Here is a 21230-nt window from a genome sequence, read left to right as displayed (position 1 = left end):
TCTTTGCCGTCAGGGACGATTTAGCTCTAAATTAAGGATGTGGATCGATCAATCTGTTGTCATTTAAAGATAAGAAATCTACAAATTGACAGTATCGAGGTTAAACCCTAGAATTTTCCTCTGATCCAACAATTGTCTTGATATAATGCCAAAAGTAATTGCTATTGCGGGAATGGGACTCTGCGGAAATGCTATTTTTTGCCGTTTAAGTCACTTGCTTGCAACAATGAAATATTCTGACGATGACATTACTATCTTAATCTTTGAACAAAATCCACAATACCTTGCTACAGGATTTGCTTATTCTATTGATAGCCCAGAATTCTGGACTTTAAATAATCCAGCTGATGGTTTCAAATTTACTTCTACTACAGATAGCCTAACAGAATGGATAGATGCTAATCCAGAGTTGCTCCAAGATCATTATCCACATAGAGACAAACAATATATTCCTCGTGCTGTAGTGGGTCATTATTTACGCGCTCAATATGAAAAACATAAAACACTGGTTAAATCACTAGGGATAACAGTCAAAGAAATTTTTTTGCCAATCTCAGATATTTGTCCACTAAAAGAAGGGAATTATCAGATAGCATGCATGGATCAAAATTATATCGCTGATAGACTTTTTATAACAACTGGACATTTAACAAATCCTTTTTTTCATACTGTCGAGAATCAACCAGGTTTTCTCCGTTTTGAAAACACAACAGGAAATCCAGATGCATGGGATTTAGCAGATGATGTTTATATCATTGGTGGTCAGGCAGCATTTGTTGATGCCGCACTTTGGTTAACTATGAAAAAGCAGTACTCAGGAAAAATACACAGTGTCACGCGAAATCCTAATATATTAACAACCAAAGGCAATACAGATAGTTGTGACACTACGAAACAACAGGAATTATCAAATAGTCTACAAAAACGCTTTCCTGACAGTTTAACCTTTTCCGAAGCAAAAACATTATTTTGGAATGCTTATCAAAATGATGCTAAAAATCCTATTACTCCTACCCATTCCCCTGGTGCTCTTGAGACTTTACGTTATCAAATGAATAAATTTGATCATCTGCCAGAAAACAATCCCATACTGGGTAATATTGATGAGCTACGAGCATTTATTAAAACTTTTTATTTTAGTGGTTGTTATACTCACATGTGGCAAAGCTTGAATGTTGAAGGCAAAGAACAATTTCTAAAATACTTCTATTCTCTTTTAATGGCTTATTTGACTGGTATCACACCAGTGAATGCTAGAATCATGCTCCATCTCTATGAGAAAAATAGAATTATTGAGCATCATAGCTTGGCTTCTGTAAGCTATGATGAAGTAAATCACAGATTCCAATTATTATTTACATCAGGCGAAGTCTTGCATGCTGCAACTCTTATTGATGCAACTGGATATCGTTACAAACCAGATCCCAATAGTGTCAAGCCCATGTTATTAGACAAGTTGGCACAAACCGGATTAATAAGCACTAAGCCTTATGGTGGCATCCATTTAACGGATCATTATCAAGTGATCGATACATACGGAAAGGTACATGAAAATCTAGTTTGTATAGGGCCTGTAGCAAATTACAATCATCCTGTTCCTACACCACATTCTTCATTTATGGTTTATCGTGATGTAGATTTGGTGATGGATCAATTTGCTTCTACATTTCAGGTGACTGAACATGGGGCCATCAAGTCTACCCCTGAATTTTTTCAATAAAACGCTCTAGGTTTTCTATAATTGATAATAGATTCTCATTTAACTTGCTAACTTCTTTATTGGGTAAATTACCCGCAGACAAATTCTGCATCAATATCCCCTGCTTTTCTAATTCGCGACAAGCATGTTTCGCTTTTTCAGTAAGAAAAAAATGATAGCAACGTTTGTCCTGTTCACTTCGAACACGTGTGATAAGCTGGTCTCTTTCCATCTTATCAAGTATACCTACTACGGTAGGTTGTTTCAGTCCCGCACTTTTTGTGAGTTCCATTTGCGTTTGGCCGTCCCGCTCCCACAAGCGAACCAGAAAAATAGTCTGACTATAGGTCACACCAAGTTCTTCAAGGTTGAGATTTGAAACACGTTCAAACAAGCGAGCTGCCTTTTTAATCAAGACACCAGTATGTTCATTCAAATTAAATGTCATGGATAGTTCCTTTTTGCGCTATTATATAGGCACCTATATATATTGACAATATCGTATTCCCTTACTATCATGGCGGCACTTTTTGTGTTTATAAAGGGATTTAATGATGTTCAAAAAAGTTAGCAGCCTATTTATTGCTCTATCGATTTTCAATGGCCTCACTTATTCCTCTTCTATCAACACCACGTTAGCTGTTGTTGAAGAAAATGCCGATCGTATCAGTTTCTATAATCCCGATACAGGTGCAAGAAAAGGTAGCCTGAAACTTGCCTTCCTCCCTCATGAGATTGCTGTTACAAAAGATGGGAAAACAGCTTTTGTCAGCAATTTCGGCATTAGAGACTACGATAGTGGCTCTGGTATACCTGGTGTGTCCATTTCTGTTATCGATTTATTAAATCAAGTCGAGAAATATCGGCTATTTACTTTTGAATCACTAGAGAACAAAGACTATGCAGACATCGATAGTGCGCCTCATGGTGTTAAGTTACGACCTCCTTTTGAAAAACAACTTTTTGTGAATGTGGAAAAAGGCGGTAAGATTCTCGTCTTTGATGTTGATACCAAAACCATCGTCAAAAAAATTGCGGTCAGTCCTAATACACATAATCTGTTTTTTTCTAATGATGGAAAAACCTTGTGGTTAATGGCGGGTAAAGATGGCGTCATTCGAATCGATCCTGATTCAGGAATAATTACTGGAAACCTCACATTGCCCTCAGCTGTACGGGGTTTAAAATATACGCCAGATCATCGTTCCTTGATGGTATCAGCTGTCAATCAGATCGTCTTTATTGATCCCGATACCCTCGCCATTAAAAAACAATTCACTAATTTGAATCTAGGACCGATTCTTTACTCAGATATTACTCCTGATCAAAACTATATATTAGCACCGGCGCCCTTTGATCACCAAGTTGCAGTGATTGATGTTCATTCAGGCCAAGTGATAAAACGATTAGTCACCGGATTAAATCCGATTAACGTTTTAATTGACCCAGAGGGTCAATATGCTTATGTATCTAATGCAACAGACAAGCATTTATCTAAAATAGATTTGCATAATTTTGAACTCATCTCTATTCCAACCCATGCTGGACCAAATGGTTTAGCATTCATCCCTGAGTTTACCCAAAGAACACACAAAAAACTGCGCATGGGAGTTGCTTTACCATTGACAGGGAAGGATGGTTCTAAAGGTCGTGAAATGCTAAGAGGATATGAATATTGGAAAAGTACTGTTATCAAAAGCGGTGGACTTTTAATTGACAATCAAGTTTATGATCCCGATATTGTTTATCTAGACACCGAATCCCAGAAAGATAAACTCAAAAGCTTGACTCAGGAATTACTCAAGCAATATCAAATACAAATATTATTATCTACCTATGGTATTGATAATTACAATCTTGAAAAAGAAATAGCAGAAGCAAACCAAATTATCCTTACCCCAGCACCTGGAGAAGAAATACTTTGGAAACCTGATAATATTGCTCGAGGTTATGATTATTTTGTAACAACAAACCTTTATGAGAAAGGCTATGTTACACAGTACAATTTTAAACCCTCCTCCTGGTCAGCAATGGCATCCGTCATCGGATTGAAATTCCAAAATGCTTCTCAAACAGCAAATACTTTAGATTATCAACAAATAACAACTTTATTAAATGAGGGAGATTTTCACCTATTTTATCCCTAAAACCTCATACAAATTGGATAGAACTGAATCGATATATTAAGGATTATTATGAAACTAAAGATCGAACATAGCTATGTTGAACTATGTAAGCGATTATCTCAACTGACAACGCCCTTAATCTGTGATGCTTTACCCAGTGTGCGTCTCATGGATTCAGATATTCATTCTTTTAACACATCGCCACAAACAAGAATTGTAGGAAGAGCTTATACTGTTAACTCGGCTCAAGATTCTTTATCTACCATGCAGGCTTTGGATGACTTGCCTGATTTTATGCTTGCCCTTGGTTGTTATGATGATAGAGTTCCCATTTTATTGGTTATCGCTTCCTGCGGCACCAAGCTTGCTGTAGCAGGTGGCATGTGTGCAGATGTAGCAAAAACGAAGGGTTTTGGTGGCATTATTACTGATGGAAATTGTCGAGATGTTTCTGAAGTCAGAACAACAAATATCCCTTTTTTTGCTAAGGGACAATGCGCCAAATCAGGAAGTAAAAATAAAATTGGCAGTATAAGAAAACCAATCAATTGTGGTTCTGTTGAGGTAAATCCTGGTGAGCTGATATTTGCTGACGAAGACGGCATTATTGTCATGAATAAAGAAGAAGCAGTTAATGCTATTAATAAAGCGGAAGAGATTAAGGAAAAAGAAGCGGCTGCCCTCACTCGAATTCATGAAGGTGCTCGTTTTGATGAAATTTGCAATCTAAAAGAGCACATGGAAAAGCTAGAAAATAATGAGGCATCCAGTCTAAAGCTAACTGTTTAAAACTAAGGAATTAAAATTATGTTTTTCCATCCCAAAATGCTTTTTATGTTATTTATTTTATTAGTGTGTACTGAAGTACTAGCACATAATGAAGATTATATCTTTGATCCCAATGATCCACATCACAGTCTTTATATTCCTGATGCAACGATGAGATCCCCTGCTATTTTATTATTGCACGCGAGTACCGGTATCGAAAAAGTGAATTATGATTGGGCCACCCGATTAAAAGAGCATGGATACGTAGTCTATATGATAGACAGTTTTAAACCCAGAGGTTGGGAAGATCGTCGCTCAGTAGGCTGGGAAAGAGCAACACAAGCACAACTTGATGATATCGTTCCTGCCTATGAATACCTTAAGCAGCTTCCTTCTGTTGATCCTGACCGAATAGGACTTTTGGGATTCTCTATGGGAGGCTTTGATGTATTGAAAATCATGGCGTTATCACAACAAGATCCGAAACCATACCAAAAGCTCTCTTTTAAAGCAGCGGCTTCTTTTTATGGCGTATGTCATCGACTTGAAGAAGGAACAAAACTAAGGGCAATCACCAAACTATTTATTGGAGAACATGATGATCGTGCAACAACCCAAGATTGCATTCAGTTAGTCAACCAAAGTACTGGTAGCAATCAAAATGTTTCCATCCAAATTTATGAAAATGCATTGCATGGATTTGATAACTTTGAGTTTCCAGTTTCAAAAGAAGTTATTGACGAAAAAGGAGAACATTATCATATTGGTTTTAATGAAGCAGCAAGAGCACAAGCATTGAAAGATTTACCCGAATTTTTTGATGGCTATCTCAAGATAAACCCTGAGAATAAATAACCAATGGTGTTTTATGATTATTAATAAATCAAAAATCTTTGCTATAAGTTTGTTTCTATCAATTATTAACAATAGCTATGCATTTATTGATGAGCAACAAAAAATGAATAAACAAATAGTTACTGAGTTTTATAAAAAAGCAATTAATCAAAAAAATTTTGAAGCAGCATCAAAGTACCTGGGAACAAATTATAAACAACATAATCCTGCTGCCGCTGATGGACCTGAAGGTTTAAAAGCATTTATTCAATATTTAATTGAATATTATCCTAATTCTCATAGTGAAATTAAAAAAATTTTTTCTGAGGGGGACTATGTTATTCTTCATGTACATTCTATTCGTGAGCCTGGCACTCGGGGTAGAGCTATTTTTGATTTATTCAAATTAGAAGACGGGAAAATCATAGAGCATTGGGACGCAATACAAGATATTCCGGTAAAATCAGCTAATCCAAATAGTATGTTTTAATATCACAATAATGAGCCACATCAATAATTAAAAAATAAGATATGCTTGTTCAATACAATAAAAAATTTATTATTTCATGTTAAGATGTGCAGCTTTATAAATAAATTTACCACATAGTGACCATTATGAATCCACGTTCTATTCAATTAACTCAAAATCATGGGGGACCGCTCCATTATCTCGGAAATAGGTACCTGACTCTTCCAGATTTGACAGGGCATATGTCCCCTGATACTAGCTGGTTGAATGAGCATCTCTCTGTATTATTGGCAAATAATAATGGTCAAAAATACAAGAAAGCAATCGAACCTTTTGCAGGGTCTGCTTCCTGGAGTATGGCCGCAATGGAGATCGGTCTTGCAGAGGAATATATCATCAATGACAGCAATAAAATTCTTATTAATACACTTCAATTAATTAAAGACAAACCAGATCTAATCAAAGAGCCCTATGCAGCATTAGTAGAAAAATATGATGCCTCATTATCAAAAAAAGATTTTTTCCTTGAAGTGATTAGGAATTACAACCAAATAACTGATGAAGAAAAAGCATTACTGCTCCCTTTTATCATTAATCATTCATGGGGTGGAATCCTTTTTTATGATAAGGAATTAAACATTATCTACCGTGAAGGTGAACTATTTGAAGGAAAAAAGGCTGATAGATTTCTTGAGAAAGCGAACTTGTCTTTGGAAATGTTTTTAAGTGAAATTGACCGAGTATCTATTCTACTCAATGCTAATCGGGTTACCTTCAAAAGCGGGGATTTTATGGAAGTGATTTCGATTGCGTCACCTGGTGATTTTGTGGCGCTGAATCCTCCTTATCCAGAGAATGAACATTCGACGCTTGAAAAAGCTGGGATGTATATTGAACTTTATTCGCCTGAAAAACTGCACCAGAATTTGGTGCAAATCATTCAACATCTTGAAAGCCAAGGTATTCATTACTACATGACTTATGGATTTTATAATCCCAAATTCAGAAACTATGTCTTAACTAATGAAAATCAGCAATCAATTAATTACTTTCGTGTTCTAGGCTATGAGGATTGTGCTTTCGGAATAGGCCTTGATCAGATGTATTTTACTTCCCAATTTTCAATTCCCAAAGGTATAAACATATTCAAAGCAGAGGAGGTTTTGGGTACCCAGGATTTAACACCTGAAGAAGCGCTTGAACATTTTAAGCTGCTTTCAAAAAAATGTTTTGCTGTTATTTACCGAGCCTTTATTAAGCCTGGACTTGAGATGGAGTATCAAAAAGCTTGGCATCAGGTTGCTTCCTATTTTGTGCAATATCGCGGTGCCTTAGGTTCTTGCCTGCATAAAACTAACGATGGTATGTGGCTTGCTTATTCTCGTTGGCCCGATAAAGCTACTCGAGATGCTTCTTGGCCAGGCGACAATGCACCATCTGAGATGTTACCCAATGAAATTAGAAAAGCGGTTATAACCATCCAAGAGTGTATTGATCAAACACAAAAACTACCCGAAATTACTATGGAAGTGGTCAATGATTTATTGTATTCAAGCTAATTTTAGAAGATATAACTCATGAATCAATCGCAAATAAATTACCAACTAGAGCTTGTTATAGACACCAATCTACTGGAACAGCAAGATAAAATTATTCGTGATGGGATAGTAAATTATAATGCTCCTTTTACGGGAACTAAACCAGAGCGTTACTCAGTCTATGTGAAAGGTAAGGAGGGTAATATTATTGGCGGAGCTATTGTGTATGCTCATAAAAGCTCAATATACGTTGATGTCCTCTGGGTTAAGGAAGAATACCGTGGCCTTGGTATCGGTGCTGAACTATTACGCAGCGTTGAAGCCGAAGCAATTAAGCGAGGTATTCCTGCATCAACATTAGATACTTTTTCTTTTCAAGCAGAAGGATTTTATTTAAAACAAGGTTATCAGCACATAGGGACAATTAAAAATTATTTAGAAGGACATGATCGGATCTATTTTAGAAAACAATTGTAGAAAGAGTGGGGCATATCCCCCATAAGAGAGTATGCCTTGAAAAAGGAACAGAAGAAACGAAGCATCTGTTCTCCAGAGTTGAATTTTTATTGGAACTAATCATAAAAATTCATAAATAAATTAGAAAGGAAAAGGAGGTAACTGATTCCTATCTTTAAGCCAGAATGGATGGTGCCACTCTTCATAAATGGAAACGGGCATATTGCTTTGCTTAAATTCATCAAAAGATAAGTCGCAAAGAAACCATTTAAGGAATTCCGCGCAAGTTTCCGGACTTATTAATTGACCGGACTGATAAGCTTCATCAAACATTTTATGTAAATGAAATGAAGTCGTTTCTCTTAAAATTTTTTGAATTCTTGTATCCACTTCTCCTGGAATAATACAAGACACACCAATATTTTTCTCTGCTAACTCTTTTCTCACAATAGCAGTTACTTCATCCAAACCTGCTTTGCTGGCACAGTATGTTGAACTTTCTTTAAGTTTCAGAGTAGCTGCTCTTGATGTAACAAATAAAATCCGAGACTTCTCAGGCATCTGCGCGGCAAGTAGTGCCGTAAGTTTCATTGGAGCTAATAAATTAACCTGAAAAACTTCGTCAATACTGTCACAATCGTATTCGGTCAACGGACGTGGAGGACTTTTCATTCCTGCATTTTGAACTAAAAGATGAAGCGGTATTCCAGAATCATTAATAGTTTTAGCAACCTGTTCGATATCACTATTGCGAGTAAAATCCGATTGAATGGGAACAAAACGAGGAAATAGCGCTTTAGTATCCTCTAAGCTGCTCACATCCCGCCCTGTTCCATAGACAACCCAGCCGTCACCTAAAAGAATTTTAGCAAGTTCAAGACCAATTCCATGGCTGGCTCCGGTCACTAATGCAGCTTTATTATTGTTGATGTTCGTCATGAAGCATTCCTTGAAACTTAAGTTACTTTCGTGCGGTATGGTAATCAAAGTTGGCGAAAGTTAAAAGGTTATTCCTAATTCATGTGTTACTAATTGAGTTAATTCTGGAATACTCGCCTTGACTTGAATAATAGTAGGTAAAACCTGAAGCACCTGCTCAATACCAATGTCCTGCTGCTCTTTATCAGAACTAAAAGAACGGTTTATATTATATACTAGCCAATTGATCCAATTGCCAAGAACACCATAAAAAGCAGCTTCCAAATGATCTTGATTTATTGTTATTCCAGAAGACGCATATGTTTTTAGCATTTTTATAAATAAAGTTTTATTAAACAGCGGAGTAGTAATTCCACTCCAATCAAGAGCACAATTGACTATTTCATAAGTGGGATTAAGTTTTCGCGCAGACTCCCAATCAATGAGAAATGGAGTATCATTTTTATCCCATAAAACATTTTTTTGATCCAAATCACCATGGCTTACTACACTACTACTTTGTAAAATAGGTATTGCTTTTTGATAGATATCGTTAAGCTCAATTATAACTCGTTGATTACTTTTTAATTGCTCCTTAAACACCAAATTTTTGCTTGCTGACTGGTCTATTAACACACTAATTTTTTCATTGGGATGAATATCAAATTCTTGAGCACTTAGCTGGGGAACATTAAGATTAATACGATGAATTTTAGCCAAAAGAGTGGCTATTTTAAGCGCATGCATCTCAGATATAGCGTCTTTATCCAATGTTTTTGCTGTTATCCAAGGATAAACAAGAAAGGCCTCATCTTCTGAAAGGATTAAGTAATTATTTTCTAATTTTAGAGCATGAACTGCGGGAATAGTACACTGGGAAAATTGGAAGGCTATCTCTTCTGTCAATTCATATTGGGATTTAACTTCTTCAGTTAACTGAAGCCTTTTATTGAGCTGTTTTACAGCAAATTGCGAGCCATTGCACTTCAGATACCACATTTTATGTAAAAGACCACCGTGAACTCTTTGAGGCAAGTCGCAAGGTTGGTTCATCTTTAATTTTTTACAGATTGTTTCCAGTTGATTTTTATTCACCATGAGCTGCCTTAAGAGTGCCTTGTGTTTCTGATTCCTCGTTAAAAAATTTAACAAAAAATGTCTTGCTTAACTTGGGATTTTTTTTATTTATTCTCGTAAATTCTGCTATGAAGCCACACTTCTTATAAAACTCTGGGGCTTGAAAAGCACTGGTCACTAAATTGATATTATTAAAGCCCTGGCCTTTGAAGTGATGTTCTAGAGCAAGCAATAACTGCTTGCCATACCCTTTACCACGATAAGCACTGTCTACCCAAATATCATCCACATAAATTTCTGCAAATGCAGTAAAGGCATTAAGTGCACCAAAAATTTTTCCTTGGGCAGAAGAGATGGTCACTGAAAAACGTCGATAATTGACGTCAATACCATGCTGAGCTTCATAGGCAATAAATCCTTTTGTCATGCGTTTTTCTGTGGCTTCATCAAGCTCATCAACAAATTGGATTTGATATTCGTTCTCGCTTTCTAAAGGCTCGCTGCATTCATGTGCTGTACTATCAAAACGAAAAATAACTCGTTGTGGTTGGTGCGTATCATAATTGATTGTTTTAATTTCTTCCTGATAATTGCCCGCTGTAACGCTTGAAATAGCCTTGCGCCAAAAACTAAGTCCTCGCTTGTTTTCTGGAATCACAGAAACCTCCCATAAGCCTGGATGCATTTTCCATAATTCAGAGGAAACTAAATAACCTAAACCTTTGCCTTGAAACTTAGCAGTAATAAAAAACTCGCCCATATTCCATGCAGTATCAGGGTAAACTCCTTCGTGATTTAATAGAGCGAAACCAGCTAATTTATTACCAACTTTAATCAGAAAGGCTTTTCTTGTCGGCTCTTCAAAGTATTTTTTAAAATCGAAGCTTTCATACAGGCCATCGGAAGGCAAAGCCCAATCATCTGAAATAAAACCACAGTCACGCGAGAGTTCATATACATAAAATCGTGCCATGTTTTGGATGGTAGGATAATCATCTAATGTTGCTGTCTCAACTTTTAAAGCAGATTGTAATTCTTTGATGTTCACAGCATTTTCCTTAAATACAGTTTCGCCATATGACCTTCATTCTGATATCCAAGCGATTTGTAAAAATCATGGGAGCCCTCTTTCGCTCGCCTAAGTCCAGATGTCAAATCAATGATACAGGGACTAAATTGCCTGGCAAACTCCTCAACAGTAATCATAAGCTTTTTACCTATTCCTTGATTACGATAACTTTGGTCGACCACAAGGCCTTCAATATGAAATCTTGTTGTTTCGGAAACAAAAAGATAGCTCTTAGACCAAGCAATCCAACCAACAACTTTTCCTGCAATTTCCGCAAGAAGAACACCGTAATGCAGTTCACTAGTAAATAGCTCAAGTCGTCTTTGCAACTCTTCAGACGATTGTGGATAACCCAATTGCTCCATTAAAGGGTGAAGATGTTGAACATCATCAATTAATGCTTTGCGGATAATCAGTTCAGAAGACACTTTATGACTCCAGATTGACTCTATCCCCGATTAGATTAGGAGATGAAATTACCAAAAAAGAAACCAAATTTCCGGAACTATTTTTCACTTTATGGGTTATCCCTGCTTTAATACTTATTCCTTCCTGTTCCTGTAACACCTGTTCATAGTCTTCAAACTCAATAACCAATTGTCCTTGCAAACAATAAAAAAATTGTTCTGTTTCCTGATGATAATGTTTTACCTCAAAACTGCCTGAGGGCATCGTTTCATAAAGAACGTTAAACTGACCATCATTTTTTAACCACCATGCATCACAATTTTGTCCCCACTTAAAATGAGGCGCATTGCTTATTGAGACAACCTCTTCTCTCACTACAGATTCTGATATAGACGATTTTAGATTTTGACTTAAGTCCGAGACTGAATCATCATTTAAGAGCCCGATGTCTCTTGTTCCCTGAAATTCTTTACGCAAAAAATAAAAAATAGAGTTTTTCTGAAACCCATGCCGCTCAAACTCAAGTTCGAAACCTAATTTTTTATAAAATTCTATTGCTTCCCAATCCATAGTATTAACTGTTGCAAAAGCACAGCCTTTCTCATTACCGTACTTCAATGCCTCTTGCATAAGCTTTGTTCCCCATCCTTGATGCCTGATGGACTCACTCACCCAAAGATTATCGACATGAAGTCCTCCATAGAGTGTTCCACCACTACAACCACCCACAATGCTATTGTCTGCATCACGAATAAAGCATGCAAAGAAATCTAAGGACTCGAAGCCCCTTGCTTGTTTGGCGTACGCCTTAATCCCATTCGTTAATATTTGAACATCATCAGGGTTTGGATTTTCTAAAAACGATAATTTTAAAGTCATTTAATGTATTCCACTGTAGGAGGCCAGGCACCATGCTCCACATAACTTGCCTCATCACTGCCTGACCAAGGTGGCATAGTAACGCAAATAAACACCAAATCTGCTGCATCACTTCGATATTGAAAATGTGTTCCCAAGGGAATATCGATGCTGACTCCAGCAGTTAAAGGGGTAATGCTCTCTTCATCGTTCAACTTACGCCAAATTGCACCCTCACCAGAAAGGACATGCCAAAATTCAGATACAGTTTTATGACGAACTGCTTTGGAAATTGTGCCTGCCTTCAAAGTACAGTGAGCCATTCCACCTAAATGATTATTCATCAGCAATCGAACTTCAGCTCCTGCTGGTGAAGTGTGTTGATATTCTTTGGGTATTTCTTGTGTATTCATTTATGCCTCTATTAAACCAATGCTCTCATCAGTTTTATCAAGTGGTTATTTCTTCATTTTTAATTTTGAATCGTAACGCAAGTAGTATCTGCATCTAAAGTAACTACTTTGCCAATTGGAAGAATGCAATTTTGCTTACCATGTCCATAGGAAAACTCTTTAATACAAGGGACTTTTAATTTAGAAGCCCATTCATTGATTACATCTTCTACCGTACCATCGCTCTGATTCGACTTCTTACTTTTACATTGTTCAAATGTACCAAAAATAACGCCGGAAACTTCATCAAAAATTCCTGCTAAATCTAATTGTGAGAACATGCCATCAATATTATAGGGCTCGACGCCAACATCTTCTACCAACAAAATACATCCTTTAAAAGTAGGCATGTAAGGCGTGCCCATTAAATTAGTCATAAGGGTTAAATTGCCACCAAGAAGAGTACCTCGGCTAACGCCTCCATGAACCTTTATTCCTTTGCGAATTGTGTACTCTTGGCCTAACAAAGAAGAAAATAATGTTTTTTTAACTTGGGTACTTAAATGAATGGTCAAAGTAAACCCTGTATAACTTACTAAGCCAGTGTTTTTAAATAGGCCTAATTGCAACGCTGTAGTATCACTAAACCCGAATAATGGTTTTGGGTTTTTCTTAATCAATTCATAATCTAAGAAAGGTAAAAGTCGTTGCGAACCTTGTCCTCCTCGGGTTGCAATAATTGCTTTCACTTCTGAGTCTATAAAGAAATCCATCACATCTTGTGCACGGTCACGGTCTTTACCAGCTAAAAATCGTTCTGATGCAAACATATGCTTTGCATACTTTACATTAAATCCATTCGACTTTAATAAATGAACTCCTACTTCTATTGCTTTTTCCGTAATAGGACTCGAGGGAGAAATAAGCCCCACGATATCTCCTCTTTGTAGTGGTTCTGGACATAGAATATTCATTTATTACCTCAATTATTTTCTGCACTCAAAAACAATACTTTCGTCTGTTTCATTAGGCGATGCATTTCGGTCAAATGCTTTAACCGTTCGTACATTGCTAAAACCAACCTCATTGAGCAAATTGAGCAAGAAAGAAAGATCTTGATAAATTCGAATTTTGTATTCCTCAACCTCTGTTTGAATGACACGGTTGTTATCAATCAGTTCATATTTACCTATAGAGTAACAAATCTCCTCATCGAGCATAGCTAATTGGCTGAGTAGGATGATTGTGCCATCTTCTTTTGGCCATCTTGTGCCTCTCCATATACCTAATTCTTTAGGAACCGCATAGCGTGTTTCTACTTCAAATACAAAAAGTCCTTTATCTTCCATATGTTCATAAATGGTTTTTAAGGCTTTTTGGATATCCACCTTTTCTGTGATGAGACCAAATGAACCACTGGGTATAAAAATTAAAGAATATTTAGCGGATTGATTTAAATCTTCAATAAAACCATGCCAGGCTTTTGGCTTAAGATTTTTGCTCTTCGCTTTTGCATGCAGTCGTTCTAGCATTGGTTGACTTGCATCAAAGCCATGAACATCAAATCCTTCTGCAGCCAAAGGCAGTAAAAATCGACCTGTGCCGCACATAGGCTCTAAAATCAAGCCTTTAACCTCTGCGGCATAGCTTCGATAGAATGAGTATTCATCTTGTGGTGCATTAGGTTTACTTAAATCATATACTTCAGTACAAAGGCTCTGATAAGTATCCAGTTTTTTCATGGGTTCCTCATTGAAATCCAATACCATCAAATATTCATCATAAAAGGTATCATTAATTTTAAGTGCTTTAGGTTCGGTACCATAAATTCGAAATCCTTGCTTTTGATAAAAAGCTTGAGCCACAAAATTACTTACTACACAGGTTAGGTGCAATTGAGTAACGCTGGTTTTTGCATGTTGGATCAGGGTCTGAATTAATGCTGTTGCAATACCTTTCCCTCTGTATTCAAGACGAGTATACATACTCCAAAGCACACCACGGTGTTTTGTTTTAATTGAGTTAAGTGTATAGAATCCAGCACAAGACACCAATAAATCGTCAACAAATGCGCCCAATACATATCCTTTACTTAATCCATTTTGAAAATCAGCATCGGACATATGCACTTCATCTTCATAAGAAGAGCCAAAATTTTCTGGTGAATTATTCAAAGCTTCCAAACGAATTTCTTTCCATAGATGCCAATCCGTATCAAACAACTGTCTAATCTTCACAACATTATCTCCATAACTGTTACAGGATGTCCTTTAAATTCATCCATGCCAATCATGCACCAACCAAGACGACTGTAATATTCTGGAAGAGTAGGATCAAAAGCAAAAAGATAAAGATTTTTAAACCCTAATGCTTGGGCTTCTTCTTTTACTCGATGAATAAGCTGTCTTGCAATACCTTGTTTTTGATGGCTTGGTGATACCACTAATGAGCCTAGCCATGGGGTTAATTCAGGGCGGATTCCATCATTCACGCGTAAAGAGCACATCCCAACAGGTTTATCTTCATCAAAGGCAACGATAGTGAGCGGTAACTGTTCGATGTTTAAATGATTTCGTAAATTTTCTTCTACACGTGAGGTGGGCACATCAGGAACCCAAATTTGCCCTAATACTTCATGCCAAATCTTAGCAAGCTCTGGTATGCAATCTGAGTGATGTTTTAAATAGGCTATTGTAATCATCATAATACCTGTAAAAATAAATTATTACTCTTGGCAAGGCGTGCCTTGATGAAACACCATTTGCCAACGATTGTGTTTGTATTGCCAGAGAGAAGAACGTAAAGAACTTTTTGAGGCAACAGTGACCCTATAAGTTGCCAACATGACTTCGGACGACACCTCTAAAACTGAAAAATCATTAACCATATAGCTCTGTGGCTCTTCTTCAGGGAGAGAATCAAGTAAGTCGTTCTTATTGTAAATTAAACCAGAAGCACCATACTCAATAAATTCATCAGCAATCAGTAGCTTCAGTTGTGTAATCGATTTTCTCGTTTGCGGATTTAAAAGAGAAATCTCTAGCTCATAAATCAGTTGGTGTTCTTGTTTCATAGCGATATTCTCATCAAATATCTGAGCTTGCATTCCTTCCTCTCGAGAAACAGAGCCAGCCAAAAAATAGCACGCGGTTCGGGTTGATGCTCATTACTTAATTTTTGAATTGCTTCTTGAGGTAAATAACGCATTAAGTCAAATTCCTTGAGATTGCAATCGATCTAGATGATGAGTAATCAATGAATTAACCACTTCTTTATTAAAGTCAGGACAAAATCGTGGATAGTCACGTTCAAGACCATAAGACCATTTTTCCAAACGTTCATGGTCATATTCGATCATGTCTTCAAATAAATAACCTTCTCCATAAACTTCTTCACAATGAAGGCCAATTCCACCATCGTAAAGTTCTCCTGAAGGCATACGTAATGCAATATGCCAGCACTCTTCATGGGATGTCACCATCACAAAAACAATATGCACTTTATCCTTAAATCGGCTATTCCACGCATCAAAAAATAATTTGGCAAACGCACCACAAGGACCATAATTAATCCTTGGTGTTTCTTCATGAAATCCCAGCAATTGGTTTATGTCGTTTTTTAAATCATTTAAGACTGTAATTTCTTGTGCATTCACACGTAATTCCTATGGTATTAAAAACTTCTTTTTTGGCTAACATCCAACACTCTACGTTTAGGCTGATTTATTGTACCAGATAAATTTCAATTCGCTCTTTACCTTTACCCACATTCGCCCATTTTAACGTAATATAGCCCACTTCCGCGGTTGATTTTACATGTGTTCCACCACAAGAAACCTTAGAGAATCCTTCGATTTCCCAATAACGTCTTTGACTCTTCTCATCAGAAAACCCAGTGCGTATAGACATATCTTTTGCAATAATTTGATTGTATTCAAGCAAGAGAGTGTCAAAGATATCCGAGATATTGTGCTGATAGTTAAAATCGATTCTAGCCTTATGCTCAGCAATATGAGCACCTATTTTTTCAATAGGAAACATTCTTTGGACAAGTTCAAAGATTAATTCAGCAGCAAAATGAAGACGCATCAATTTGTAGCGACGAACGAAGTCAATTTCCATAAGGACAACATCGCCCTCAGAAAGCCCATGCTCCGAAGGTAATGTATAATAAATCAAGTCATCTTCTATTTCAGAATGAGTGACCATCAGGCCATTCACGCGAACTGTATCACTTTCTTGACCACCGGAAAACGAAAAACCAATAGTCTCTGCAAAAAGTAGTCGATTCTCATTTGCCGACTCCACCTTAGTCATTAATTGGCGTTGATAGGGATTATCCCAAAATATTTTTTGCATAACTTACTCTCTAATCTTTACCACTATCCCATTGGTTAGCTGCTTAAGTGCTTCTGGAGATAATGAAAATACTGCGTTGGGCGTTCCTGCTGCGGCCCAGAGGACTTCATGGCATAACAAATCTTCATCGATAAGAACCGTATTAATAACATTTTTGTGGCCAACTGGAGGGATCCCACCAATCGCAAAACCAGTTATTTCTCGTGTAAAATCTGCATCAGCCTTCCCAATAGATTCATTGATGAGATTCCCAATCAGGCTCTCATTCACACGATTAACACCACTTGCTAATACCAATACCGGCTTGTTGGTTTTTTCAGTACAAAATAATAGTGATTTCACAATTTGAGCAACACCACAACCCAAAGTATCAGCAGCATCTTTTGCAGTGCGTATGCTCGAATCAAGTTCCTTGACCTCACACGATATCCCCTTTTGAGATAAAAAATCCTGTATGATTTGCGCGCTTTTACTTAAATTTTTACCTTCATTCATCGCTATCACCCACCCATCATCGCCACAAAGAACACTTTCTAGTCAGCTCTGTCACCACATCCCAATCTCCAAACAAAACAATGCCATAGTAAATCAGATCATTCTCTTTAACCTGTGCCGTTCTTTCAATTTGCTCTTGATAGGTACCCACAGTCATCGTATCGGTAAAATCATTAAAAAGAACATTTTTTGCTAAAGCATTCTGGCGTAATGTTCTAATTTTGTTGGGGTTCTCACAAAGAATGATAAAAGGTATTTCTGAAATATAAGGGTGAGATCCTCCATCTGCATCTCGATAATCGGTTAAACGCAGCTCTTCTTCACCAATTACGGAACCTAAACCAATACACATATGAGCAAGCGCATTCATCACTTTGCCTGGCTCAATACGCTTATTAAGTACCGCAACCAGTTTGTTTTTAAAAGGGTGTTCAACCATACAGTTCTCCACAATCTACTTCCCAATTCGTGCGTTATAACGCATAATAAACCAGTATATGCCCGTGCGCTAAAACGCACAAGCTTTTTTATTAAGAGATATCATGCAAGAAATTTCAAAACGTATTGCAAAAACATTAAAATCATTAAGACAAGAACGAGGTTGGAGTTTAGACAAAACAGCGCTTGAAACCGGCGTTTCTAAAGCGATGCTCGGGCAAATTGAACGAGAAGAATCAAGTCCAACGATTTCTACCTTATGGAAAATTGCGAGCGGCTTTCAAGCCTCCTTTTCTTCGTTTATTGAAGACAGTCTGGATAATTCAACCAATCCTGTTTATAGGGCGGGACATGCTGAAACCTTGCATCCAGATGATGAAAAAATACGAGTACTGCCTCTATTTCCTTTTGATGAGCAGTTACATTTTGAATTGTTTGTTATTGAGTTATTGCCCGAATGTGAACATCTTTCACCTCCCCATAAACATGGAGTCATTGAGCATGTCATTGTTGTGGATGGAACCATTGAGCTTTTGTTAGGCGGGAGCTGGAAAAAACTTTCTAAAGGAGAAGGGCTTCGTTTTAATGCCAATCAACCGCATGGCTACCGGAATCCAACCAATGAACTATCGCGCATCCATGATATTATTCATTACCCACCCCAATATAAATCGCCTTAATCGATTATGGTACATAAAACAAAGGCGTTAATGCCATAGTTTTTAAGTCATGAAGCCACTCATTGCGTGGCTTTCCTCCTGGCGCTGTTTCTTCAAACCAGTTGTATTTACACCAAAGGTAGATATCCAAGCTTTTCATTTGCGAAAAATGATTCATTTCTTTTAATTCGTCTGAACTCAATGGCCGGATTTGCCTATACCCTTCTATAAACCATTCAAACAGGGGTTTCCAGAGAGGCCATGGCTTATTGCATAAGTCCAAAAAAGGTTTAGCGATATCGGCAAGATACCAATGATAAACTGGCTCATCAAAATCAATCAGATGAACGCTCTCACCATCATAAAGCACATTGCCAGGACGATGGTCCCCATGGGTTAGGCCAAAATGTGCTGAGTTGATTGAAAAAGTTTTGAAGCGTGTCGTGATGGTTTGGTATAAATCCTGGATCAGAGCCTCTTCTTGACGCGCATAATCCCAAGTTTCACGCCACAAATCTTCCCAAGTTAAAAAATGATGTTCCGATGCAACATAACTTTGCGAGGCTTGATGCAATAGACCTAGGGCACGGCCCCATGTTAGATAAGCTTTTTTATCTGGATAATCAAAATTCATGATTTGCCCTGGCACCTCACGGCAAACATGAACAAAAAATTCCAAATCATCTTGGTGTACCGTTTCGACATCATTTCCTTCTTGGGATACAACCGGTTCACAAATAGGAACCTGATGCAAATATAAATGCTTCTGAAAATCAATGGCACTCAAAAGTTCATGAGCTTTTCGTATTTTTTCATGCGTCATGCGAAGGTAAAAGCCTTGGTTCTTAGATTCAAATCGATAAACACAGTTAATTTGATTATTGATAAGCTTAAGATGGGTAGGGTTTTTTACCCACTTATTAGCAGCACGATTTGCCGTTTCATCCGTAATTTTTTTTAATGTGGTCTCCCAAATCATTTTTGGATACTCTTACTGTTCAGATAATCAGCTCTGGATAATCGATAAAGCACATGTCGTTTCAATGGACTATTGTGCTCCAATTTGGGATGATCAAAATCATCCTTTGTATTATGTTGTAAACCAATTTTTTCCATAACACGTCTTGAAGCTAGATTATTCACTGCTGTAAATGAAACTACTTCGGGAAGATTTAAAGAGGTAAATGCATAATGCAAAACCGCTTTTGCTCCCTCCGTAGCATAACCCTGATTCCAATGCGTTGAGGAAAGTCTCCAGCCAATTTCAACAGCAGGGGTAAAGTGCGCTTCAAAAGAAGGGGTCATTAACCCTAAAAATCCTATCATTTCTCCAGTATTTTTTAGTTCAACAGCATACAAAGAAAATCCCTTCTCTTTATCATGTGCAATCATCCGCTCAATGCCTGCTTTTGTAGCACTCCTGTTCCCTATTCCGGGTAAAAATTGGCATACCTTTTTATCTTGATCAATAAGTGACATAGGATCAAGATCAGCTTCTCTCCAAGTACGTAAAATCAGACGGGAAGTTTCAAGAATATTCATAGGAGCCTCTATAAGAAAGCATGTTTATCATGAGTAGGTAATTAGCGTCTTCACTGTATTGCGTGGGAAGAAAACCAGCCTTTTGATAGCACGCAATGGCTTGCTCGTTTCCAATTTGTGGATCAACCACAACGGCTTTAAATTTGGAGAGTTGTTCGGCAATAAAACGCCTTATAATTTGTCTGCCCAACCCTACTCCACGAAACGATGGCTCTGCAATAAAAAGGTCGATACCAGCCAATTGTTCAGGTGTTGCCTCGTCAAACAAGGAAGCATTATGTCCTGAAATTCCTTCGGGTAAATGGTCGGAAAGACAGTAATATTGAATAAAACCAATTGGTTTTTGATTTAAATAAATAATAAAACTGGGGATACACTCAATGCCTTCAATTCGGGGTGAGTACTTTGCACTAATATCTTCCAAAGAAAACTGTTGATTTCGTGCGTATCCTTGTTTTACCGTAGGCTCTGCAAACCATTGGGTCATTAAGTTCAAATCTCTTTGACCCAATGGTTTAAATTCAAGATTCTGATTTTTACTCCCATAAACTAAGGAAGTCCAATCCAAAATACGACGCGCTGACTCCTCTGCTGAAAGACAGCTAACATCTAGAGTCATTTCATACGGCTCTTTGCTAAAATAAACGTCTTCTTCAAACAGTCTTTTTGTAATGAGTGCCTCATCCTGTGTTTTAAAATAGCCTTTTCGATCTGAATATTTTAAGCGTTTAACAAGCTCTGCACCATTACAAATCAATCGGATAGGAACAAACATAGCTTCCCGTTTTTGAGCAACGGCTTGTACTTGATTAAAAAACTCCTGATGCCAAGAATTATTCGCTAAGAGCTCATAGGTAATAACAAAGCTCGTTTCTTTAGAACAAACCTCAGTCATCGTATCAAAAATCACATCTCGGGCCTTGTTAAGCGCTGCCCATCCTTTATCATCAAGAGACCAAAATACTTGATCATCGTTACCTAGAAGTTTTAGAACCGGATCGATCCAAGCATGGTGATGCGCTAATCGAAACTGAGAAGCCAGTGTTGTAATTGCCTCGCCTATGGTTTTTTTACCGGTACCTGCAATACCCATCAAGAGTATCATCATATTCGTCGGCATCATTTA

Annotated in this window: 26 protein-coding genes and 1 pseudogene; 8 read left to right on the top strand and 19 right to left on the bottom strand. The window is 37.4% G+C overall.

Going from position 1 to position 21230, the window contains the following annotated elements; genetic code table 11:
- The first annotated feature begins 145 nt into the window (after nucleotides 1-145).
- Nucleotides 146-1720, top strand: a complete 1575-nt coding sequence (locus OQI99_RS15770) for an FAD/NAD(P)-binding protein (RefSeq protein WP_021582645.1) — start codon at nucleotides 146-148, stop codon at nucleotides 1718-1720.
- On the opposite strand, the gene OQI99_RS15765 is transcribed toward OQI99_RS15770, so the two are convergent.
- Nucleotides 1698-2147 carry a MarR family winged helix-turn-helix transcriptional regulator gene (locus tag OQI99_RS15765; protein WP_021460551.1) on the bottom strand — a complete coding sequence of 150 codons (450 nt, stop codon included), beginning with the start codon at nucleotides 2145-2147 and terminating at the stop codon, nucleotides 1698-1700. The two genes, OQI99_RS15770 and OQI99_RS15765, sit on opposite strands and share 23 nt — an antisense overlap.
- Nucleotides 2148-2253: 106 nt before the next feature.
- Here OQI99_RS15765 and OQI99_RS15760 point away from each other — a divergent pair, with 106 nt between their 5' ends.
- From OQI99_RS15760 to OQI99_RS15735, 6 genes are all read left to right on the top strand, one after another.
- Entirely contained in the window at nucleotides 2254-3846 is a 1593-nt protein-coding gene (locus OQI99_RS15760; protein ID WP_058393169.1) for a hypothetical protein, read from the top strand.
- Nucleotides 3847-3894: 48 nt separating this feature from the next.
- Entirely contained in the window at nucleotides 3895-4614 is a 720-nt protein-coding gene (locus OQI99_RS15755; protein ID WP_021460553.1) for an RraA family protein, read from the top strand.
- Between the two features lie 18 nt (nucleotides 4615-4632).
- Nucleotides 4633-5448: a dienelactone hydrolase family protein gene (locus OQI99_RS15750; RefSeq protein WP_021460554.1), complete on the top strand. Its 816-nt coding sequence runs from the start codon at nucleotides 4633-4635 to the stop codon at nucleotides 5446-5448.
- Between the two features lie 13 nt (nucleotides 5449-5461).
- The gene (locus tag OQI99_RS15745) at nucleotides 5462-5917 is read left to right on the top strand and encodes an ester cyclase (protein ID WP_058393170.1); all 456 of its coding nucleotides are present in this window, start codon (nucleotides 5462-5464) and stop codon (nucleotides 5915-5917) included.
- 125 nt (nucleotides 5918-6042) lie between these two features.
- Nucleotides 6043-7455, top strand: a complete 1413-nt coding sequence (locus OQI99_RS15740) for a DNA adenine methylase (protein WP_025520170.1) — start codon at nucleotides 6043-6045, stop codon at nucleotides 7453-7455.
- Between the two features lie 18 nt (nucleotides 7456-7473).
- Nucleotides 7474-7911 carry a GNAT family N-acetyltransferase gene (locus tag OQI99_RS15735; protein ID WP_021460603.1) on the top strand — a complete coding sequence of 146 codons (438 nt, stop codon included), beginning with the start codon at nucleotides 7474-7476 and terminating at the stop codon, nucleotides 7909-7911.
- 120 nt (nucleotides 7912-8031) lie between these two features.
- Here OQI99_RS15735 and OQI99_RS15730 read toward each other — a convergent pair whose 3' ends face one another.
- The 15 genes and pseudogenes from OQI99_RS15730 to OQI99_RS15660 all read right to left on the bottom strand — a co-directional run bounded on the left by OQI99_RS15730 (nucleotide 8032) and on the right by OQI99_RS15660 (nucleotide 17904).
- Entirely contained in the window at nucleotides 8032-8829 is a 798-nt protein-coding gene (locus OQI99_RS15730) for an SDR family oxidoreductase (RefSeq protein ID WP_021460602.1), read from the bottom strand.
- Nucleotides 8830-8889: 60 nt separating this feature from the next.
- Nucleotides 8890-9903, bottom strand: coding sequence for an aminoglycoside phosphotransferase family protein (locus OQI99_RS15725; protein ID WP_025520168.1), 1014 nt, complete (start codon nucleotides 9901-9903; stop codon nucleotides 8890-8892).
- Nucleotides 9896-10933: a GNAT family N-acetyltransferase gene (locus tag OQI99_RS15720; RefSeq protein WP_021582671.1), complete on the bottom strand. Its 1038-nt coding sequence runs from the start codon at nucleotides 10931-10933 to the stop codon at nucleotides 9896-9898. The genes OQI99_RS15725 and OQI99_RS15720 overlap by 8 nt, the downstream gene beginning before the upstream one ends.
- The gene (locus OQI99_RS15715) at nucleotides 10930-11382 is read right to left on the bottom strand and encodes a GNAT family N-acetyltransferase (RefSeq protein WP_021460600.1); all 453 of its coding nucleotides are present in this window, start codon (nucleotides 11380-11382) and stop codon (nucleotides 10930-10932) included. The genes OQI99_RS15720 and OQI99_RS15715 overlap by 4 nt, the downstream gene beginning before the upstream one ends.
- A 1-nt stretch (nucleotide 11383) precedes the next feature.
- Nucleotides 11384-12241 (bottom strand): GNAT family N-acetyltransferase, encoded by an 858-nt coding sequence (locus OQI99_RS15710; protein WP_021460599.1) that lies wholly within the window; start codon nucleotides 12239-12241, stop codon nucleotides 11384-11386.
- Nucleotides 12238-12633 (bottom strand): cupin, encoded by a 396-nt coding sequence (locus tag OQI99_RS15705; protein WP_021460598.1) that lies wholly within the window; start codon nucleotides 12631-12633, stop codon nucleotides 12238-12240. The genes OQI99_RS15710 and OQI99_RS15705 overlap by 4 nt, the downstream gene beginning before the upstream one ends.
- Nucleotides 12634-12692: 59 nt before the next feature.
- On the bottom strand, nucleotides 12693-13586 hold the full coding sequence (locus OQI99_RS15700) for a S66 peptidase family protein (RefSeq protein ID WP_058393171.1): 894 nt from the start codon (nucleotides 13584-13586) through the stop codon (nucleotides 12693-12695).
- A gap of 12 nt (nucleotides 13587-13598) precedes the next feature.
- The gene (locus OQI99_RS15695; RefSeq protein ID WP_031297877.1) at nucleotides 13599-14354 is read right to left on the bottom strand and encodes a class I SAM-dependent DNA methyltransferase; all 756 of its coding nucleotides are present in this window, start codon (nucleotides 14352-14354) and stop codon (nucleotides 13599-13601) included.
- A 42-nt stretch (nucleotides 14355-14396) separates the two neighbouring features.
- Nucleotides 14397-14849 (bottom strand): annotated as a pseudogene (locus OQI99_RS15690) (GNAT family N-acetyltransferase); the annotation flags it as partial.
- A complete protein-coding gene (locus OQI99_RS15685) occupies nucleotides 14846-15313 on the bottom strand; it encodes a GNAT family N-acetyltransferase (RefSeq protein WP_010655429.1) in 468 nt (155 codons plus the stop codon). The gene OQI99_RS15685 and the pseudogene OQI99_RS15690, both read right to left, overlap by 4 nt.
- Before the next feature lie 24 nt (nucleotides 15314-15337).
- Nucleotides 15338-15718, bottom strand: a complete 381-nt coding sequence (locus OQI99_RS15680; RefSeq protein WP_231296972.1) for a DUF4440 domain-containing protein — start codon at nucleotides 15716-15718, stop codon at nucleotides 15338-15340.
- Between the two features lie 105 nt (nucleotides 15719-15823).
- The gene (locus OQI99_RS15675) at nucleotides 15824-16267 is read right to left on the bottom strand and encodes a hypothetical protein (RefSeq protein ID WP_010655431.1); all 444 of its coding nucleotides are present in this window, start codon (nucleotides 16265-16267) and stop codon (nucleotides 15824-15826) included.
- A gap of 67 nt (nucleotides 16268-16334) precedes the next feature.
- On the bottom strand, nucleotides 16335-16970 hold the full coding sequence (locus tag OQI99_RS15670; RefSeq protein WP_021460595.1) for an alanyl-tRNA editing protein: 636 nt from the start codon (nucleotides 16968-16970) through the stop codon (nucleotides 16335-16337).
- 3 nt (nucleotides 16971-16973) lie between these two features.
- Nucleotides 16974-17465 carry a YbaK/EbsC family protein gene (locus OQI99_RS15665; RefSeq protein WP_021582670.1) on the bottom strand — a complete coding sequence of 164 codons (492 nt, stop codon included), beginning with the start codon at nucleotides 17463-17465 and terminating at the stop codon, nucleotides 16974-16976.
- 16 nt (nucleotides 17466-17481) lie between these two features.
- Nucleotides 17482-17904 (bottom strand): DUF2000 domain-containing protein, encoded by a 423-nt coding sequence (locus tag OQI99_RS15660; RefSeq protein ID WP_021460594.1) that lies wholly within the window; start codon nucleotides 17902-17904, stop codon nucleotides 17482-17484.
- Between the two features lie 103 nt (nucleotides 17905-18007).
- Here OQI99_RS15660 and OQI99_RS15655 point away from each other — a divergent pair, with 103 nt between their 5' ends.
- Nucleotides 18008-18583, top strand: coding sequence for a helix-turn-helix domain-containing protein (locus tag OQI99_RS15655; RefSeq protein WP_011212585.1), 576 nt, complete (start codon nucleotides 18008-18010; stop codon nucleotides 18581-18583).
- Between the two features lie 4 nt (nucleotides 18584-18587).
- Here OQI99_RS15655 and OQI99_RS15650 read toward each other — a convergent pair whose 3' ends face one another.
- The 3 genes from OQI99_RS15650 to OQI99_RS15640 are packed head-to-tail and all read right to left on the bottom strand — an operon-like array spanning nucleotide 18588 to nucleotide 21227.
- On the bottom strand, nucleotides 18588-19541 hold the full coding sequence (locus tag OQI99_RS15650; RefSeq protein WP_021582668.1) for a phosphotransferase enzyme family protein: 954 nt from the start codon (nucleotides 19539-19541) through the stop codon (nucleotides 18588-18590).
- Nucleotides 19538-20104 carry a GNAT family N-acetyltransferase gene (locus OQI99_RS15645; RefSeq protein ID WP_021460592.1) on the bottom strand — a complete coding sequence of 189 codons (567 nt, stop codon included), beginning with the start codon at nucleotides 20102-20104 and terminating at the stop codon, nucleotides 19538-19540. The genes OQI99_RS15650 and OQI99_RS15645 overlap by 4 nt, the downstream gene beginning before the upstream one ends.
- Nucleotides 20091-21227 carry a GNAT family N-acetyltransferase gene (locus OQI99_RS15640; protein WP_021460591.1) on the bottom strand — a complete coding sequence of 379 codons (1137 nt, stop codon included), beginning with the start codon at nucleotides 21225-21227 and terminating at the stop codon, nucleotides 20091-20093. The genes OQI99_RS15645 and OQI99_RS15640 overlap by 14 nt, the downstream gene beginning before the upstream one ends.
- Nucleotides 21228-21230 lie beyond the last annotated feature (3 nt).

This window comes from Legionella sp. PATHC039 (assembly GCF_026191275.1).
Lineage (GTDB): Bacteria > Pseudomonadota > Gammaproteobacteria > Legionellales > Legionellaceae > Legionella > Legionella pneumophila.
The sequence above is the reverse complement of the archived record's forward strand: the minus strand, read 5'-3'. Positions and strand labels throughout refer to the sequence as shown.

Excerpts from the sequence above, each read along its gene's own strand:
- OQI99_RS15730 (WP_021460602.1), bottom strand. The coding sequence starts at position 8,829 with ATGACGAACATCAACAATAATAAAGCTGCATTAGTGACCGGAGCCAGC.
- OQI99_RS15755 (WP_021460553.1), top strand. The coding sequence starts at position 3,895 with ATGAAACTAAAGATCGAACATAGCTATGTTGAACTATGTAAGCGATTA.
- OQI99_RS15750 (WP_021460554.1), top strand. The coding sequence starts at position 4,633 with ATGTTTTTCCATCCCAAAATGCTTTTTATGTTATTTATTTTATTAGTG.
- OQI99_RS15680 (WP_231296972.1), bottom strand. The coding sequence starts at position 15,718 with ATGCAAGCTCAGATATTTGATGAGAATATCGCTATGAAACAAGAACAC.
- OQI99_RS15700 (WP_058393171.1), bottom strand. The coding sequence starts at position 13,586 with ATGAATATTCTATGTCCAGAACCACTACAAAGAGGAGATATCGTGGGG.
- OQI99_RS15765 (WP_021460551.1), bottom strand. The coding sequence starts at position 2,147 with ATGACATTTAATTTGAATGAACATACTGGTGTCTTGATTAAAAAGGCA.
- OQI99_RS15705 (WP_021460598.1), bottom strand. The coding sequence starts at position 12,633 with ATGAATACACAAGAAATACCCAAAGAATATCAACACACTTCACCAGCA.
- OQI99_RS15770 (WP_021582645.1), top strand. The coding sequence starts at position 146 with ATGCCAAAAGTAATTGCTATTGCGGGAATGGGACTCTGCGGAAATGCT.
- OQI99_RS15760 (WP_058393169.1), top strand. The coding sequence starts at position 2,254 with ATGTTCAAAAAAGTTAGCAGCCTATTTATTGCTCTATCGATTTTCAAT.
- OQI99_RS15645 (WP_021460592.1), bottom strand. The coding sequence starts at position 20,104 with ATGAATATTCTTGAAACTTCCCGTCTGATTTTACGTACTTGGAGAGAA.
- OQI99_RS15745 (WP_058393170.1), top strand. The coding sequence starts at position 5,462 with ATGATTATTAATAAATCAAAAATCTTTGCTATAAGTTTGTTTCTATCA.
- OQI99_RS15685 (WP_010655429.1), bottom strand. The coding sequence starts at position 15,313 with ATGATTACAATAGCCTATTTAAAACATCACTCAGATTGCATACCAGAG.
- OQI99_RS15640 (WP_021460591.1), bottom strand. The coding sequence starts at position 21,227 with ATGATGCCGACGAATATGATGATACTCTTGATGGGTATTGCAGGTACC.
- OQI99_RS15650 (WP_021582668.1), bottom strand. The coding sequence starts at position 19,541 with ATGATTTGGGAGACCACATTAAAAAAAATTACGGATGAAACGGCAAAT.
- OQI99_RS15710 (WP_021460599.1), bottom strand. The coding sequence starts at position 12,241 with ATGACTTTAAAATTATCGTTTTTAGAAAATCCAAACCCTGATGATGTT.
- OQI99_RS15740 (WP_025520170.1), top strand. The coding sequence starts at position 6,043 with ATGAATCCACGTTCTATTCAATTAACTCAAAATCATGGGGGACCGCTC.
- OQI99_RS15670 (WP_021460595.1), bottom strand. The coding sequence starts at position 16,970 with ATGCAAAAAATATTTTGGGATAATCCCTATCAACGCCAATTAATGACT.
- OQI99_RS15655 (WP_011212585.1), top strand. The coding sequence starts at position 18,008 with ATGCAAGAAATTTCAAAACGTATTGCAAAAACATTAAAATCATTAAGA.
- OQI99_RS15735 (WP_021460603.1), top strand. The coding sequence starts at position 7,474 with ATGAATCAATCGCAAATAAATTACCAACTAGAGCTTGTTATAGACACC.
- OQI99_RS15665 (WP_021582670.1), bottom strand. The coding sequence starts at position 17,465 with ATGAATGAAGGTAAAAATTTAAGTAAAAGCGCGCAAATCATACAGGAT.
- OQI99_RS15660 (WP_021460594.1), bottom strand. The coding sequence starts at position 17,904 with ATGGTTGAACACCCTTTTAAAAACAAACTGGTTGCGGTACTTAATAAG.
- OQI99_RS15695 (WP_031297877.1), bottom strand. The coding sequence starts at position 14,354 with ATGAAAAAACTGGATACTTATCAGAGCCTTTGTACTGAAGTATATGAT.